This window comes from Dyadobacter fermentans DSM 18053, from assembly GCF_000023125.1.
GTDB lineage: Bacteria > Bacteroidota > Bacteroidia > Cytophagales > Spirosomataceae > Dyadobacter > Dyadobacter fermentans.
The window spans coordinates 4292785-4308520 of sequence record NC_013037.1 but is presented as its reverse complement, the minus strand read 5'-3'; the positions used below and the strand labels follow the sequence as shown (position 1 = coordinate 4308520).

Annotated in this window: 14 protein-coding genes; 8 read left to right on the top strand and 6 right to left on the bottom strand. The window is 52.0% G+C overall.

Annotation, left to right across the window (positions count from 1 at the left end; genetic code table 11):
• Window positions 1-10: 10 nt before the first annotated feature.
• From DFER_RS17485 to DFER_RS17475, 3 genes are all read right to left on the bottom strand, one after another.
• Window positions 11-2416 (bottom strand): 3-hydroxyacyl-CoA dehydrogenase/enoyl-CoA hydratase family protein, encoded by a 2406-nt coding sequence (locus DFER_RS17485; RefSeq protein WP_015812978.1) that lies wholly within the window; start codon window positions 2414-2416, stop codon window positions 11-13.
• A 36-nt stretch (window positions 2417-2452) separates the two neighbouring features.
• Window positions 2453-2920, bottom strand: a complete 468-nt coding sequence (locus DFER_RS17480) for a MarR family winged helix-turn-helix transcriptional regulator (RefSeq protein WP_015812977.1) — start codon at window positions 2918-2920, stop codon at window positions 2453-2455.
• A 146-nt stretch (window positions 2921-3066) separates the two neighbouring features.
• The gene (locus DFER_RS17475; RefSeq protein WP_015812976.1) at window positions 3067-4314 is read right to left on the bottom strand and encodes a peroxiredoxin family protein; all 1248 of its coding nucleotides are present in this window, start codon (window positions 4312-4314) and stop codon (window positions 3067-3069) included.
• 140 nt (window positions 4315-4454) lie between these two features.
• On the opposite strand from DFER_RS17475, the gene rsmH reads away from it, so the two are divergent.
• The 5 genes from rsmH to mraY all read left to right on the top strand — a co-directional run bounded on the left by rsmH (window position 4455) and on the right by mraY (window position 10746).
• On the top strand, window positions 4455-5372 hold the full coding sequence (gene rsmH / locus DFER_RS17470) for a 16S rRNA (cytosine(1402)-N(4))-methyltransferase RsmH (RefSeq protein WP_015812975.1): 918 nt from the start codon (window positions 4455-4457) through the stop codon (window positions 5370-5372).
• A gap of 25 nt (window positions 5373-5397) precedes the next feature.
• The gene (locus DFER_RS17465; protein WP_015812974.1) at window positions 5398-5808 is read left to right on the top strand and encodes an FtsL-like putative cell division protein; all 411 of its coding nucleotides are present in this window, start codon (window positions 5398-5400) and stop codon (window positions 5806-5808) included.
• A 24-nt stretch (window positions 5809-5832) separates the two neighbouring features.
• On the top strand, window positions 5833-7977 hold the full coding sequence (locus DFER_RS17460) for a PASTA domain-containing penicillin-binding protein (RefSeq protein ID WP_015812973.1): 2145 nt from the start codon (window positions 5833-5835) through the stop codon (window positions 7975-7977).
• 7 nt (window positions 7978-7984) lie between these two features.
• Complete coding sequence (locus DFER_RS17455; protein WP_015812972.1) at window positions 7985-9460, top strand: UDP-N-acetylmuramoyl-L-alanyl-D-glutamate--2,6-diaminopimelate ligase; 1476 nt, start codon at window positions 7985-7987, stop codon at window positions 9458-9460.
• A 71-nt stretch (window positions 9461-9531) separates the two neighbouring features.
• Complete coding sequence (gene mraY, locus DFER_RS17450) at window positions 9532-10746, top strand: phospho-N-acetylmuramoyl-pentapeptide-transferase (RefSeq protein ID WP_015812971.1); 1215 nt, start codon at window positions 9532-9534, stop codon at window positions 10744-10746.
• Window positions 10747-10842: 96 nt separating this feature from the next.
• On the opposite strand, the gene DFER_RS17445 is transcribed toward mraY, so the two are convergent.
• A complete protein-coding gene (locus tag DFER_RS17445; protein ID WP_015812970.1) occupies window positions 10843-11127 on the bottom strand; it encodes a hypothetical protein in 285 nt (94 codons plus the stop codon).
• Window positions 11128-11228: 101 nt separating this feature from the next.
• On the opposite strand from DFER_RS17445, the gene DFER_RS17440 reads away from it, so the two are divergent.
• The 3 genes from DFER_RS17440 to DFER_RS17430 are packed head-to-tail and all read left to right on the top strand — an operon-like array spanning window position 11229 to window position 13763.
• Window positions 11229-13166 (top strand): SGNH/GDSL hydrolase family protein, encoded by a 1938-nt coding sequence (locus DFER_RS17440; RefSeq protein ID WP_015812969.1) that lies wholly within the window; start codon window positions 11229-11231, stop codon window positions 13164-13166.
• 7 nt (window positions 13167-13173) lie between these two features.
• Window positions 13174-13467 (top strand): DUF4160 domain-containing protein, encoded by a 294-nt coding sequence (locus DFER_RS17435; protein WP_310586720.1) that lies wholly within the window; start codon window positions 13174-13176, stop codon window positions 13465-13467.
• Window positions 13467-13763, top strand: a complete 297-nt coding sequence (locus DFER_RS17430) for a hypothetical protein (protein ID WP_015812968.1) — start codon at window positions 13467-13469, stop codon at window positions 13761-13763. Before DFER_RS17435 ends, DFER_RS17430 begins: the two co-directional genes overlap by 1 nt.
• Here the strand turns inward: DFER_RS17430 and DFER_RS17425 are convergent.
• Both DFER_RS17425 and proC read right to left on the bottom strand, forming a co-directional pair.
• On the bottom strand, window positions 13760-14671 hold the full coding sequence (locus tag DFER_RS17425; RefSeq protein WP_015812967.1) for a DUF1338 domain-containing protein: 912 nt from the start codon (window positions 14669-14671) through the stop codon (window positions 13760-13762). The genes DFER_RS17430 and DFER_RS17425 overlap by 4 nt on opposite strands.
• A 109-nt stretch (window positions 14672-14780) precedes the next feature.
• Entirely contained in the window at window positions 14781-15584 is an 804-nt protein-coding gene (gene proC / locus DFER_RS17420; RefSeq protein ID WP_015812966.1) for a pyrroline-5-carboxylate reductase, read from the bottom strand.
• Between the last annotated feature and the right edge of the window lie 152 nt (window positions 15585-15736).

The following is a 15736-nucleotide window of genomic DNA, read 5'->3' as shown; positions in this document are numbered from 1 at the left end:
AATTCCCATATCAGTTTCTCGGCGGTTTGCCGCCATTTAGCAGTCCCTGCATTCGTTCCAGCGTCTTTTTCTCACCGCAAAGCGAAAGGAATGCTTCGCGTTCGAGGTCGATCAGGTATTGTTCCGAAACCAGCTGCGGGTAACTCAGATCGCCGCCGTTGATCACATAAGCGAGTTTGCCGGCAATCTTAGCATCGTGATCGCTGATGTAGTTCGCGAGGCGCATTTGGGTAATGCCCGCGAGGAACAATGCAATGCCGGTTTTGCCTTGTACTTTAATCTCGAAACGCGGCTTGGGCTGCGTGTAGCCATTTTCCGCAAGGTCGATCGCTGCCTGCTTGGCTTCGGCGATGAGCCGTGAGCGGTTGAGCACGATCTGGTCTTTGTCCTGCAAATAATTCATCGCCTTCGCCTCGTGCGCCGATGTGGACACTTTCGCCTGCGCGATGTTCATAAACGCATTTTGCAGGATGTTCAGCTCGGGATCGCCGGCCTGGTACATATCCGAGCAACGCAGCGCCATTTCCTTGGTACCGCCGCCGGCGGGAATCAGCCCCACGCCAAATTCGACCAGCCCGATGTAGGTTTCCGCGTGCGCCACCACCTTATCCGCATGCAGGGTAAGCTCGCAGCCGCCCCCGAGCGCAAGCGTGTGAGGCGCCACCACCACCGGCACCGATGAGTACCGCGCCCGCATCATCGTTTGCTGGAACTGTGAAATGACCAGGTTAATCTCATCAAACTCCTGCTCCACGGCATACATAAACAGCATTGCGAGGTTCGCTCCGGCCGAAAATGCTTCCACCGCCTCATTGCCGATCACCAGCCCGCGGAAATCCTTCTCCGCCAGACTAATGCTTTTCTGAATACCCTCGATCACCTCCGCGCCCATCGTATTCATTTTAGATTTGAATTCGAGGTTCAGGATGCCGTCGCCGATGTCGTAGACGTTCGCGCCGGCGTTTTTCCATACAATGTTATTGGAAAGGTTGCTCAGCAAAATGAAGCTGTCCTGGCCCGGGATGCGCTTGTAGGATTTGGAAGGAATGTCATAATACAACCGCTTCCCATTCTCCACTTTATAAAATGACTCATGGCCTGCCGAAAGCATTTCGTAAACCCATTGAGCAGGTTTCAGGTCGAGCGATTCCATGATCTTCAGCATGTCTTTCAAGCCAATGGCGTCCCAGGTCTCGAATAAGCCGTATTGCCAGCCGAAGCCCGCGGTAATGGCCTGATCGATGCGGAAAATCTCGTCTGATATCTCCGGAATGCGGAATGTAGCGTATTTGAAAATGTCGGCGAATGTCTTTCGGTAAAAATCGCCGGCCTTGTCCTTGCCCGCCACCAATGCGGCAAAGCGTTTCTGCACGTCGCTGATGTTCTTCGTGCCTTCCAGCGTTTCAAACTTTACTTTGCCCGACGGCACGTATTCCAAAGTCTTGAAATCCAGCGCCAGGATCACCGACTTGCCTTTTTCGTCCTTAATTTTTTTGTAAAAACCCTGACCCGTTTTATCTCCCAGCCATTTGTTGTCAAACAGCTTTTGCATGATCTCCGGCAGCACAAATGCATCCCGCGATTCATCCTTGCCCTCGCCGGAAGCGTACAAATTGTTCGCCACATGCACGGTCGTGTCAAGTCCTACCACATCCGAAAGCCGGTAAGTGCCCGATTTCGGCCGCCCGGCAACCGGGCCGGTCAATTTATCCACTTCATCCACGCTGAGGCCCATTTCTTCGGCCACGCGGATGGTTTGGATCAATGCGTAAATGCCTAATCTGTTAGCAATAAAGCCCGGCGTATCCTTGCAGAGCACGGTGGTTTTGCCTAAAAACAGCTCGCCGTAATGCATCAGGAAATCGACCACACTCTGGTCGGTGTCCGCGGTGGGGATGATTTCGAGCAGGCGCAGGTAGCGCGGAGGGTTAAAAAAGTGCGTTCCAGCGAAGTTTTTGCGGAAATCTTCGCTCCGGCCCTCGGCCATTAAATGGATCGGAATGCCCGAAGTATTGGAGGTAACGAGCGTGCCCGGCTTGCGGAGCGCGTCCACTTTTTCGTAAAGGCTTCTCTTGATATCCAGCCTTTCCACCACCACCTCAATCACCCAGTCGTAGTTTTTGATGTCGGCCAGATTATCGTCGAAGTTGCCGAGCTTGATCCGCGAGGCGAATGCCGGGCTGTACAGCGAGGCCGGTGTGGCTTTGAGCGTCGCCTGGAACGATTCGTTCACGATCCGGTTGCGGAACGCGGTGTGATCGGCGGTGATGCCTTTTGCTTTTTCGGCGTCGGTGAGGTCTTTCGGCACAATGTCCAGCAAGAGCACTTCCACGCCTATATTGGCAAAATGGCACGCAATGCGCGAGCCCATAATGCCTGAACCAAGAACAGCTACTTTACGAATGGAACGATTCATTTTTACTAAGGTTGGTTTTCAGGATGAGATTGATGGTTACTCCAGGTCTTCGGTGATCTCGCCGGCTTTCAGCTTCTGGTTTTCTTCCTCCACCAATCGGTTTATGTCTTTAATCACATCAAAAAACACGACCAGCTTTTCAAGCGGGATCTTATCGCGGATCATCGTGTTGAACGAAATCACGCCTTCGCGGGCCAGTTCGCGCTTTTCCTTGCCCAATTCCGTGAGCACGATGCGCACGAAACGCTTGTCGTTCTTACTCACTTCGCGGCGGATCAGGCCTTTTTCTTCCAGGTTTTTGAGCATCCGCACCAGGCTGCGCGGCTCCATACCGAGCAACGGCGCTATTTTGGTGGCTGGCGTGCCGTTTTCAATGTCGATATTCAGCAGCACATACCCGACAGCCATCGTTGTGTCGAAACGGGCGGCATAGGCATTGTACATCCTCGAAATAGAATGCCAGGCCCATTTGATCTGGAAGTCGATAGTTTTTTCCTTGCGCATCGTTTCAAAAAGCTATTGGTATCAGGTAATGCCCTTATCACAAATGTAAGCAATGTGAGCATTATTATGCAAGCATACCATTTTTAGGCCAATAAAAAACACACCGCCCCGAAAAAGGACGGTGTGCCGTTCTGTTTTTTGCTGATTTACTTCTCGCTGATGAGCTTGTCCATCAACGTATTGAAATCCGCCACGAACTCGTCGTAATAATGGCCAGTGCCGGGGCCGTTGAAGCCGGTGTGGATTTCGCGCACTTTGCCGTGCTTGTCGATGAAAATCGTGGTGGGGTAGGACATGATTTTATTAAGCATCGGCAGCGCTTTCGCGGTGGATTCCTCTGAGCTTGTTCCGGCAAGCACCACCGGATATTCGATGCCGAAGCGGCTTACCATCCGGTCGATTTTCGGGTTGGAGATTTCCGGCTTGTCCGAGCGCTCGAATGAGAGGCCCACGATCTCCACACCGCGTTTTTTGTTCTTTTTATACCACGGGGCGAGGTAATTGGTTTCGTCCATACAGTTGGGGCACCACGAGCCCATGATCTGGATGATCACCGGCTTCCCGGCGAAACGCGGGTCTTTGAGCGTCCAGGTTTTGCCTTTCGTGTCTTTCAAAGAGAAATCAACACTCTCGAAGCCCGGTTTCAGGAAAGTCATTTTCGTGGCATCCGGCAGCTTGGCGTTAGCGTCGGGCCTGGCCGTCCAGGTTTTGTAAGCTTTAATGCCCGACCATTGGCTGCCTTTTAACGAACCGTCGGGCTGGAATGCCGCTTTGAATAGCATCGCAAACGAGCCGTCGAATGTGGAGAGGTAAAGGCTATCGCCGTTCACGCTGCCGGTTAGGAAGCGGTAATCACCGGTAGGTGTCAAAAATGAACCGGTGACGTCGGTACCCTGCTGGGTGAAGTTCCCGACGGCGATGGTTTCGTCGCCGCTTGCGGGGTTTGTAAATGTAGTAGCCCATTTGCCGCTCACATTGCGGCTGCTTTTGGCTTCACCTTTTTTGAAAAACTTATAATTTTCACCCTGAACCGCTTCGAATGGCAATGATCCGGCCACCTTGCCGTTGGCATAACGGTAGTAGGTGCCTTTCAATTCGTCGCCGGTGGATTTGGCGATGATCTTCGCATCGAACATCATCATCGGGATCACGAGCGAGTCGTTTTGGAAATAGCTGCTGTCCATTTTTAGCTTTTCGGTGCCGTTGATGATATTGACGGTGTAGGTTTTACCGTCGCTGTTTTTCGAAATGTCGAGAATGAGGGGTAGTTTCTGCTTGTCGCGGCTCAATGTGGCGCGCCAGATGCCGTTCTGCGGCGGTGTTACCGGCGAGGGCCGGAAGGCGGCGATGAGTGTGAAAATTGAAAGTATGCCAAAAGATAACAGGAGTCTCATATTCAATGAAATGGTGTTTAAAGCTATTAGTGGTGTCAAAATTAATTCCCCGGGCCCGCGTGATTCCTACGCCCGAAAATTGCTAAGTTTGTAACTGCCGCTTTGGCGGAAATAGTTCCTCAGTACATTGCTTTTAACAAATGGATTCGCCTAGTACCTACCACGTTCCCGTCATGTTGTCCGAGTGTCTAGAAGGCCTTCAAATACAGCCTGATGGCATTTATGTCGACGTTACTTTCGGTGGCGGCGGACATTCGCGGGCCATTCTGGAAAAGCTCACGACCGGCCGGCTGCTGGTGTTCGATCAGGACCCCGATGCGGCTTCCAATGCACTCGAATTCAAGGACGACCAGCGGTTTACATTCATCCCGGCCAATTTCAGGCACCTGAAACGCTACCTGAAACTGAACAAGGCCCCGCTGGTGAACGGCATCCTGGCCGACCTCGGCGTATCAAGCCACCAGATCAACACGCCCGAACGGGGGTTTTCTACCCGGTTTGACGCCGACCTGGACATGCGGATGAACCCGAACATTGAAAAAACAGCCCGTGAAGTGCTCAAAACGCGTTCGGCAGCAGAATTGCAACGCATTCTGGGCATGTACGGAGAAGTGACCAACGCCCGCACCGCCGCGGAGGCGATTATCGCCGCCCGCTACAATTCACAGATCGAAACCGTGAATGACCTCAAAGGCATTCTCATGCGCTATGCGCCCAAGCATCGTGAGAACAAGTATTTCGCCCAGGTGTTCCAGGCATTGCGCATCGAGGTGAACGATGAGCTGGCCGTGCTCGAAGAGTTCCTCGCGCAGGTGCCCGAAGTGCTCGCGCCCGACGGCCGTTTGGTAGTCATGTCCTACCATTCGCTGGAAGACAGGCTGGTAAAAAACTACATTCAGAAAGGGAAGTTTTACGGAGAAGTAGAGAAGGATTTTTATGGCAACGAGATCAAGCCGCTGAAAAGCGTTACGCGGAAGCCCATCGAGGCCACTGCGGAAGAAATAGCCGTGAACCCACGCGCCCGGAGCGCCAAGTTGCGGATTGCTGAAAAGGCTTGACCAAATACTTAACGTGACCTTAACCATGGCTGAAAACAAAAAGCGCCAGAAGCCAATACCGCCGAAGCCGCCCAAGCGGAAACGGGAATATTCGCTGTTCAACTGGCTGAACAAATTTTTGCCGCTCGATAAGGTTTTTGGCGAAAAACTGCCTGGCCAGGAAGAGCGTTTGCCGGTGAAGTACTTTTACTATTTCGGATGGGTGGTGATCCTGCTCGTCGCTTATGAGCGGATCGGGTTCCAGTCGGAAGAATATGTGCGGAAAAGCATTAAGCTCAAAAAAGAAGTCGACGACCTGAAAGCGGAGTATACCTCGATCCACGCCGAATATGAGCGTGCCGGGAAGCAATCGGTGGTGGTGGAGAAAGTTCAGGCCGAAGGATTGGTCGAGAACCTGACGCCCCCGAAGAAAATCATTTTAAAAGAAGAAGATTAAGCCGTTTTTTTCTCTCAACGCCTCATGAAAAACGAAGTCGAAAGCGGTCAGAACAATAAAAAAGCGCTGATCAACCGGGCCCGTCTGGTCGGCTGGTTGCTGTTCGTGCTGGCAATCATGGTGTTTGTCAAGCTCATACGCGTTCAATATTATGATACATTTAAAGGCAAAACCTGGGCCGAGTACTCAGAGAAAAACGACCTGAAACTGGACACGATCCCGGCGATGCGCGGCAATATTTACGCGAGCGATAACAGCCTGCTGGCGACGTCGCTGCCTTATTATTATGTAGGGTTTGATACAAAAGTCGCCGATTCGGCCTACTTCTATAACCATATCGACGAGCTGGCGGCGCTTTTAGCCAAAAACTTCAAAGAAAACAGCGCCGAAGGCTACAAAAGCAAGATCATGCGCTACCGCGTGAGCAAGAGCAAGCGGTACCTGCGCCTGAAAAGCAGGGAAATCACACACCTCGAACGCGAACGGCTCAAAAAGTGGCCGTTTTTTGCCAAAGACCGGAAAGGCGGTGGCGGCAAATTCGAGACGATCTACAAGCGCTACAAGCCATTCAGCCCCATGGCCGACCGGACCATCGGCGGCATTGACCCCAAAAGCGGTCGCGGCTACATTGGTCTCGAAGCCAGTTTCGACAAGCAGCTCGAAGGCCGGCCGGGAATTGGCTGGGTCGAAAAAGTGGAAGGCGGGCTGAAAATCCCGGTTGGGGATGCATTTAATGTACAACCAGAAGCCGGACGCGACATTTACACCACGCTCGACATGAACTACCAGGAGCGCACCGAGATCGCATTGCGCCGGAAACTGCTCGAAATGGACGCGGATTTCGGTTCGGTGATCATTATGGAAGTGGCTACCGGGGAAATCAAAGCAATGGCGAACCTTACCAAGCGCGGACCGGGCAAGTATGAGGAGGTGTTTAACTACGCATTGGCTGGCAGCAACGACCCGGGGTCGACGTTTAAGCTGGCTACGATGATGGCTTTGCTGGAAGAAACCAATATGGACCCCGACCAGGTGATGGTCAACACGGGCAATGGCGCCATGAAATTCCGCAACCACACCATTCGCGACGCCCACCGCGGCGGCTTCGGTACGATCACCGCCTCGCAAGTTTTGGAGAAATCGTCCAACATCGGCATCGTGCAGCTCATGCAGCGCTATTTTGCCAATAAGCCGGACAAATATCTGGGTTATCTCAAACAATTTCACCTCACGCAGCCAACGGGCATTCACATGAAGGGCGAAAAGCCGCCGCTGATCCGCGACCGTAAGTCGAAACAATGGAGCAGTTACTCGATGTACTTCATGGCGCACGGCTATGAAATGCAGATGACGCCATTGCAAACACTCGCATTCTACAATGCCGTGGCCAACAATGGCTACTGGGTGCGGCCGATGATCGTGCGTGAGATCCGCAATGCGGAGGAAATTGAGGATAAAATCCCGCCGTACGTAGAAGAAAAGCCGATAGCATCACCCGAAACGATCCGTAAAGTGAAGAAAATGCTGGAAGGCGTGGTGAATGCAGGTTTGGCCAAAACCATCAAAAGTGATTTGTACCAAATCGCGGGAAAAACCGGTACCGCCCGGAAGCTGATCAACGGAATTTATACCGAAGGCAAAAACTACACTTCTTTTGCGGGTTACTTCCCGGCCGAGAAGCCGAAATACAGCTGCATCGTGATCATCGATAACCCCAAAAGCAGCGGCGCGGATTACACCCGTTACGCAGGCAGCGTGGCCGCGCCGGTTTTCAAGGAAGTGGCCGACCGCATTTATGCTTACGACGTGGCCATTCAGAAGCCGGTGAAAGACTCTATCCCCGAAAAATCGGAAGACGTGAAATGGGCCGGCACCATCAGCGACCTGAACGCGATCAGCAAAACACTGAACATGACACCCGCGCCGGCCGACAGCGAATACGCGACGGCATCGCTCTACAAAAAGGGCAAAACCAAATGGAACCCGCGCGAGGTAGATTCCCGCGATGTGCCCGATTTGCAAGGCATGTCGATGCGCGATGCATTGTATCTGATGGAAAACAAGGGTTTCAGGGTGACGTTCAGAGGCTCGGGCAAGGTGATCGAGCAATCGCTGCCGCCGGGCACCAACAAATCGGGAAGCAAGACAATCCTGCTTACATTACAATAATCCTTCAATGGAAAACAATCCAATTTTGAGCAGCCTGCTCGGCGAAGTGAAAGGGGCCATTATTCATGGCTATGCCGATGTCACGGTCAAGAATATTATCCTGGATTCCAGAAAAGTACTGCCCGGAAGCCTGTTTGTAGCATTGCGCGGCACGCAGGTAGACGGCCACCAGTTTATTACCACCGCTGCCGACCTCGGCGCAGTGGCAATCCTTTGTGAAGAACTGCCCGAGCATGTCAGAGAAGACATTACCTATATCCAGGTGGAGGACTCGGCTGCGGCCATGGGGCATATTGCCGCCGCATTCTACGGGCATCCTTCCAAAAAAGTGAAGCTGGTGGGCGTAACGGGCACAAATGGTAAAACCTCGGTGGCGACCTTCCTGTTTCAGCTTTTCAGGGCGCTGGGCTACCGTTCCGGCCTGCTCTCGACGGTGCAGAACCAGATCGAAGACGAAGTGATCCCTTCCACGCACACCACGCCAGATGCTGTTGCATTGAATGCATTGCTGGCGCAAATGGCCGCGCGGAATTGCAGTCATGTATTTATGGAAGTAAGCTCGCATTCCGTGGCGCAGCACCGCATTACAGGTTTGCATTTCGCAGGGGGCATTTTTACCAACATCACCCACGACCACCTCGATTTTCACAAGACATTCGATAATTATATCAAAGCAAAAAAGGGCTTTTTCGACGCGTTGCCGAAATCGGCCTTCGCATTGGTGAACATCGACGACCGCCGCGGCACCGTGATGGTCCAGAACACCAAAGCGCGCGTGGAAACCTATTCGCTGCAAACGCTTGCCACTTTCAAGGGAAAAATCATTTCCGACACGCTCGCAGGCATGCATATGGACATTAACAGCCAGGAAGTATGGTTCCGCGTGATCGGCCGGTTCAATGCCTACAATCTCCTGGCAGTATACGGCGCGGCGGTGCTTCTGGGCGAAAAGGAAGAGGCCGTCTTGACCGAATTATCCAACCTGAAAAGCCCTCCCGGACGCTTTGAACAATTCCATTCGGCAGATCTGATCGTGGGTATCGTGGATTACGCCCACACGCCCGACGCCCTCGAAAACGTGCTCGAAACGATCACACATTTGCGCAACGGCAACGAGCAGGTGGTGACGGTGGTAGGCTGCGGCGGCAACCGCGACGCTGAAAAGCGCCCGAAGATGGCCGAAATCGCCTGCCGGTACAGCAATCGTGTGATATTGACGTCGGATAATCCGCGTTTCGAGGACCCGATGGACATTCTCGACCAGATGCGCAAAGGCGTGCCGCCATTGGATTACAAAAAAACCACCGTGATCGAAGACCGCCACGAGGCCATTCTTAAAGCCGGACTGGAAGCGCAGCCGGGCGACATTATCCTCATCGCGGGCAAGGGACACGAAAATTACCAGGATGTAAAAGGCGTAAAACACCATTTCGACGACAAGGAAGTGCTTATGGAAGTGTTCGCAAAACGGGCGGGCAATTAAAATCAGTACGCTTTTTGGCGTAGTCTATTAAAAAAACCAATTTTGCAGCCGTCATCCCAATAAGCTTTTACATGCTATATTATCTCTTTGATTATTTAGACAAGCAATTCAACATTCCCGGGGCCGGGGTATTCCAGTACATCTCGTTCAGGGCGTTGGGCGCTACGGTTTTGTCACTTTTCATTGCCGCTGCGTACGGAAAGTCTATCATTAATCTGCTGCGGAGAAAGCAAATGGGCGAGTCGATCCGCGACCTCGGGCTGGCCGGGCAAATGGAGAAGGCCGGAACGCCAACCATGGGTGGCTTCATCATCCTGGCGTCGCTGTTGGTGCCGGTGCTGCTGTTCGCGAAACTGAGCAATGTATACATCGTTTTGCTGATCATCACGGCGGTGTGGACGGGCGGAATTGGGTTTTTGGATGATTATCTCAAGAAATTCAGGAATAATAAGGACGGCTTGCACGGCCGCTTCAAGATTGTCGGCCAGGTAGGCCTTGGCGTGATCGTCGGCCTGACGCTATCTTTCAACGACAATGTCAAAATCCGCGTTTACGAGCAGCCGGTGCTGAGTTCGAGCCTGGGCGAAGTGCAGCGCTACCGCGACATTATCCACCCCACGGTAACGACCATCCCATTCATCAAAAACAACGAATTTGATTATAAAACGCTGCTTTTCGGCTGGTTGCCCGAGGAATATACCTGGGTGATCTACACCATTATCGCGATTTTCATCATCACCGCCATTTCCAACGGCGCCAACATCACCGACGGGATCGATGGCCTTGCGGCGGGCGTTTCGGGCATTATCGCGCTCACATTGGGCGTGCTGGCTTATCTGTCGGGTAACACCAAATTTTCGCAATACCTCAACCTCATGTATATTCCCAACTCGGGCGAGCTGGTAATCTTCTGTGCGGCCTTCATTGGGGCGTGCGTCGGGTTTTTATGGTATAATGCGTACCCGGCGCAGGTTTTCATGGGCGACACGGGCAGTTTGATGCTCGGCGGGGTGATCGCGGTAGTGGCCCTGGCCATCCGCAAAGAGTGGCTGATCCCGGTCATGTGCGGGATTTTCATTGTTGAAAACGCCTCTGTGATCTTACAAGTCAGTTATTTCAAATACACGAAACGAAAATACGGCGAAGGCCGGCGAATATTCCTGATGTCGCCGCTGCACCACCATTACCAGAAGAAAGGCATCCACGAAGCCAAAATCGTGACGCGTTTCTGGATTGTAGGCATTATCCTCGCGATCCTCACGCTGGCGACGTTGAAACTGCGGTAGGCGACAGCCTTTCCTTTCCTCCCAAAATCCAAAAAGCCCCGAATCATGCGATCCGGGGCTTTTTGTTGGTTTCTAGTCTGATGAAATTAGGGTAATTTATTCTCTTATTTCCATTAACATCTCGTCGGTGATTTTGTTTTTGTCTTTAAAATCCGCGACGGTTTCTGTGAATGAACTTTGAAGGCTTTCGACATTCTGAAGGTTTTTATAAACACCGTCGTAAATCTCGTTCAATGACTTGTCGAGGTTCTGGACGTTCACATTCATATTCTCTGTTTCGATCTGACCAATCTTCTTGATCACGGCAGTCTCGCTGTTTTTTAAATCCTCGATTTCGCGCAGGATTTTTTCCATGGTCTTAAACTTTTCGATCTTATCCATAAGTCTTTTTCAAGATTGTTTTCGAGAGAGTTAGTTAAAATATCGTACCAAAGCGATTGTGCCTGCCGGTAAAATCGGTGCAGGAAACGCTTTTGAAAACTATGAAAACAAAAAGCATTGCATGGCTTCTGATGGCTGTAATTACGCTGTCAGCGCACTATATTTCCGCTCAAACGCCTGAGAAGACAACCCAATGGAAGAGTTTTGAAAAGACAGAATTCACATTCCAGGACCGTGCGGCGTGGTATGTGAAACCGCACAAAGCAATTGAGGGCAATCCGTGGATTTGGCGGGCACATTTCCCCACATGGCACACCGAAATGGACAGTATTTTGCTTTCGCGCGGCTTCCACATAGCTTATGTGAACACCAATGATATGTTCGCCCACCCGAAAGCCATGCAGGTTTGGGACGCGTTTTATGATTACCTCGTGAGAGAAAAGCATTTCGCCCCCAAAGTGGCGCTCGAAGGTGTAAGTCGCGGCGGCCTGTATGTGTACGGATGGGCCAAGCGCAATCCCGACAAGGTGAGCTGTATTTACGCCGAAGCGCCCGTAGCCGACCCGAAGAGCTGGCCTGGCGGCAAAGGAAAGGGCAAAGGCTCACCCAAAGACTGGGAAGCGTGGAAGCAGATTTTCGGCCTCACCGAAGAACAAGCCGCCAACTTCACCGACATTCCATTGAACGACCTGGCTGGCCTGGCCGCATTTAAAGTGCCCATTGTGCATGTGATTGGTTTGAAAGACGAACACGTCCCCGCCGCGGAAAATACCGACTTACTGGTCAAAAACTATATTGCATTAGGCGGTCCCGCGAGCGTGTACCCGATGACGCGCGGCGAGCAGAGTATGGAAGGCCACCATTTCCCGATCGAGCATCCAAAATTCTTCGCCAATTTCGTCGAACAGCATAGCGTGCCGGTGCAAAAGCCGCTGCTGCACACGCCCTACATTACATTGAATAAGGGACTGGGCAATGCATTCGAAAAATTCAGAACAACTAAGAAAGGCACTGTCGCATTCCTCGGTGGCTCCATTACGCACAACCCAGGCTGGCGCGACAAAACGTCGCAATATCTACGCGAGCATTTCCCCGATACCGAATTCACATTCATCGCGGCCGGCATCCCATCGCTCGGCAGCACGCCGCATTCAATGCGTTTTGGCCGTGATGTCCTCGCCAAAGGCACGCCCGACCTGCTTTTTGTGGAGGCGGCCGTTAACGACAGGGGTAATGGTTTCAGCGAAAAGGCGCAAATCAGGGCGCTGGATGGTATTTTGAGGCAAATGTATGCGGTAAATCCAAAGGCAAATGTGGTCATGATGGCCTTTGCGGAACCTAAAAAGAATGATGACTATGACGCAGGCAAAGAGCCCGCCGAAGTGGCCGTGCACGAGCGCGTGGCGAAGCATTACGGGGCGGTTTACATTAACCTGGCCCGCGAAGTGTACGACCGCATCAAGGCCGGGGAATTCAGCTGGAAGTACGATTTCAAAGACCTGCACCCATCGCCCTTTGGTCAGGAAATCTACGTGCAAACGATCAAGGAAATGCTGAAAATGGAATCCGCCGCGACCGGAGACATGAAGTTCCCCGCGCCGATGGATCGTTTCACCTACGATAAAGGCAGTTACCACAAGCTCGAAGAGGCCAAAAACCTGAAAGGCTTCACGCTCGACCCGGATTGGAAGCCGAAGGTAAAATTCTCCACCCGCGACGGCTTTGTGAATGTGCCGATGCTCGTCAGCGAAACAGCAGGCTCTTCGCTGGATTTTGAATTCAATGGCCGCGGTGTAGGCATCGCCACCATCTCCGGCCCGGATGCGGGAAAAATCACTTACACGATCGATGGAAAGAACCGTAAAACGCTGGACACTTACACTACTTGGAGCAACCAGCTGCATTTGCCCTGGTATTTAATGCTGGCGGATGAGCTACCGGCGGGAAAGCACAAGCTGCATTTGGAAATTTCAGGGGAAAAGAATGAGAAGAGTGAAGGCAATGCATTAAGGGTTGTGCATTTGCTTGTGAATGAGTAAATAGCAATTGTTTTTTGACACTTATACACATCCACTATGCCAGAAATCTCCCGCTTTTTCGGAATCGTCATTTATATGTATTTCAAAGATCACTTTGCCGCCGCATTTCCACGCGGAATACGGTGGTCAGGAAGCCCAGTTTTCGATTGAAACCGGGAATGTGATTGTCGGGGATTTACCTAGAAAGCAGGTCAGGCTGATTCAGGCCTGGGTGGAACTTTACCGGGTAGAATTGGTTTTCAACTACGAGGAATCCCAAAAGGATAACGGAAGGCTGCGAAAGATCAGGCCGCTACAATAATGAATCCGAGAGTTAAAGAAATATTATCCGCAGAGCCATTCGTCATCACGTCACTTTGGACGGATGGGAAGGTCCGGGTTACGGATTTCGGGAAGTTTCTAGCGGAATACAGAGGAAGCGGAAAAAGCCCGTTTGCCAAAATTCTTCAACCTGACATTTTCATACAGGCGAAAACAGACGAGAGGACCATTCTTTGGGGAGATATGACTGAGATGGAAGATTACGACGGCAAGCTGATTCCAGCGCCGCTGGATTTCTGCCCCGACGTTCTGTTTCAAAATTCAACTCCGGCCTAACGCCCCGTCTGAGCAGTATAAGTACTCTCAAAAATCTTATCCGCATTCCCCGCTTCGAAACCATCGCGGCGATGCTTTCTCTTAACTTCATTGGCCGGGAGATTAACAAACTCCGGCAAAACTTTCCGCTCCGCGAATTCCACATAAGAGCCCGAAATGCGCAGCTTTTCGCCATTGGCAAACTCCGCGTCCAGCATTTCGGCAACGGTAGCGCTTTGCAGTAAGCCGCCGTCGGGGCTGATTTTGATCTTGCCGCCGGACGTGTTGAGCCTAATGCCGTGCTTTTCCAGAAACTCATTGAATGCAGCGACAGAATTGTAGCCGTCGGGCAGGTTGTGGATGCTGATCGTGAAGTGGTTCAAATAATAGCGGTTATAGATCACCCAGGCGGCGTATTCGCTTTCTTTCAGAAGCGATTGGTAATCAGCCACCGTTGGTGTGCGCCAGAGGGGTTGATGCAGGAATGCGTCCACCGCCTCGCCGTTGTCGAGGTCGAGGGAATCGACCGGGTCGGTGGTGACTTCGTCGGTGTAGCTGCGGATGATGCGCTGGCTTTCTTCGCTGAGGTCGCCTACGCGGAGCTCGCTCACGAAAATGCGCGGGTCGGTTTCGCGGGGTGGGGCGTACCACCACGCGTCGAGTTTTTTGCCTTCGAAAAAGTAATGGTCGCGCTTTTCGTAGCCGTAGTGCAGGAATATTTTCTCAAACGACTTTACGCCCAGCTGCGGCACGCCCATCGTGCGGAAGGCAATATGGTCGTTTTCGATCGCATCGGCGATGGGAACGACGCCGTCATTCACCAGCGCATTCAGGATAATGCCCACGTCCGGCACGCGCTCTTTGTAGCGGCGCATTAAGCCATTCAGAACGATGTCTAGGGTTGCGAGTTTGCGGGCTGTGGTCCCCATATATTCAAAGTTTGATGATTAATGTTAGCCTGAGCGGGCGGGTCGCCCGGCGGTCGAAGGCGGTACTATTACCGCGCTTCGACTCCGCTCAGCGTGACATTCAAGCGTTTTACCCTTTCGACAATTCCGTCGAACGCACCTGCGCTGCGAAAATGCCGTTTTCAAGTGTTTTGTCCAATCCGCCGGCTTCGAATTGACGCAATGCGGCTTCCGTGGTGCCGCCTTTGGAGGCTACGGCTTTGATCAAATCATCGAGCGACTTGTCGGCATTGTTGATCAAATGGTAGGAACCTAGCATCGTCTGTTTCACGAGCAATGCGGCTACCGATTCTTCGAAGCCCATTTGCTTACCCGCTTCGATCATCGCTTTCACCACATAAAAGAAGTAAGCCGGCCCGCTGCCGCTCAATGCAGTCACTGCATTCAGCTGGTCCTCATCTTCCAGAAACACCGAGCGGCCGGTTGCATTAATGAGGTTTTCGATCTTGCGTAATTGGTGAATATCCACTTCCGGCGACGCGGAGTAGGCCGTAATGCCCATTCCGAGCATTGCAGGGGTGTTCGGCATCGCGCGGATTACCGCCTTATGTTCCAATGCGCTTTGAATGCCTTCGATGGTCACACCGGCCATAATGGATAGCACTACCTGGCTGGGCTGGATCACTTCTTTCAGGGAACTGGCTACCGAAAGAAAATCCTGCGGCTTTACCGAAACGATGATCAGGTCGTATTCGCCGATCTGCGGGCCGATAACGCCCGTGATCACGCCCGGCTGGAAGGCGGTGAGGCTGTCCATACGGTCGGTGCTTTTCTCAACCAGTAAAAAATCCTGGTTCTTGACGAGGTCAAATTTCAGGAAGGCGCGGGCGAAGGCCATACCCATGTTGCCGCAGCCGATGATAGCAATTTTCATTTTTGAACTAAACTTATGGTATCGTAAGGATTTTGGCGAATGTCGTAACTTTTAAGGAATTATCAGTCCTGTGCATCCGGGCATGAAATTGATATTGAAATAAAATTTTGCATTTGTTATTTGGCCTAACCTAATATTTTGAAAAATAAGCA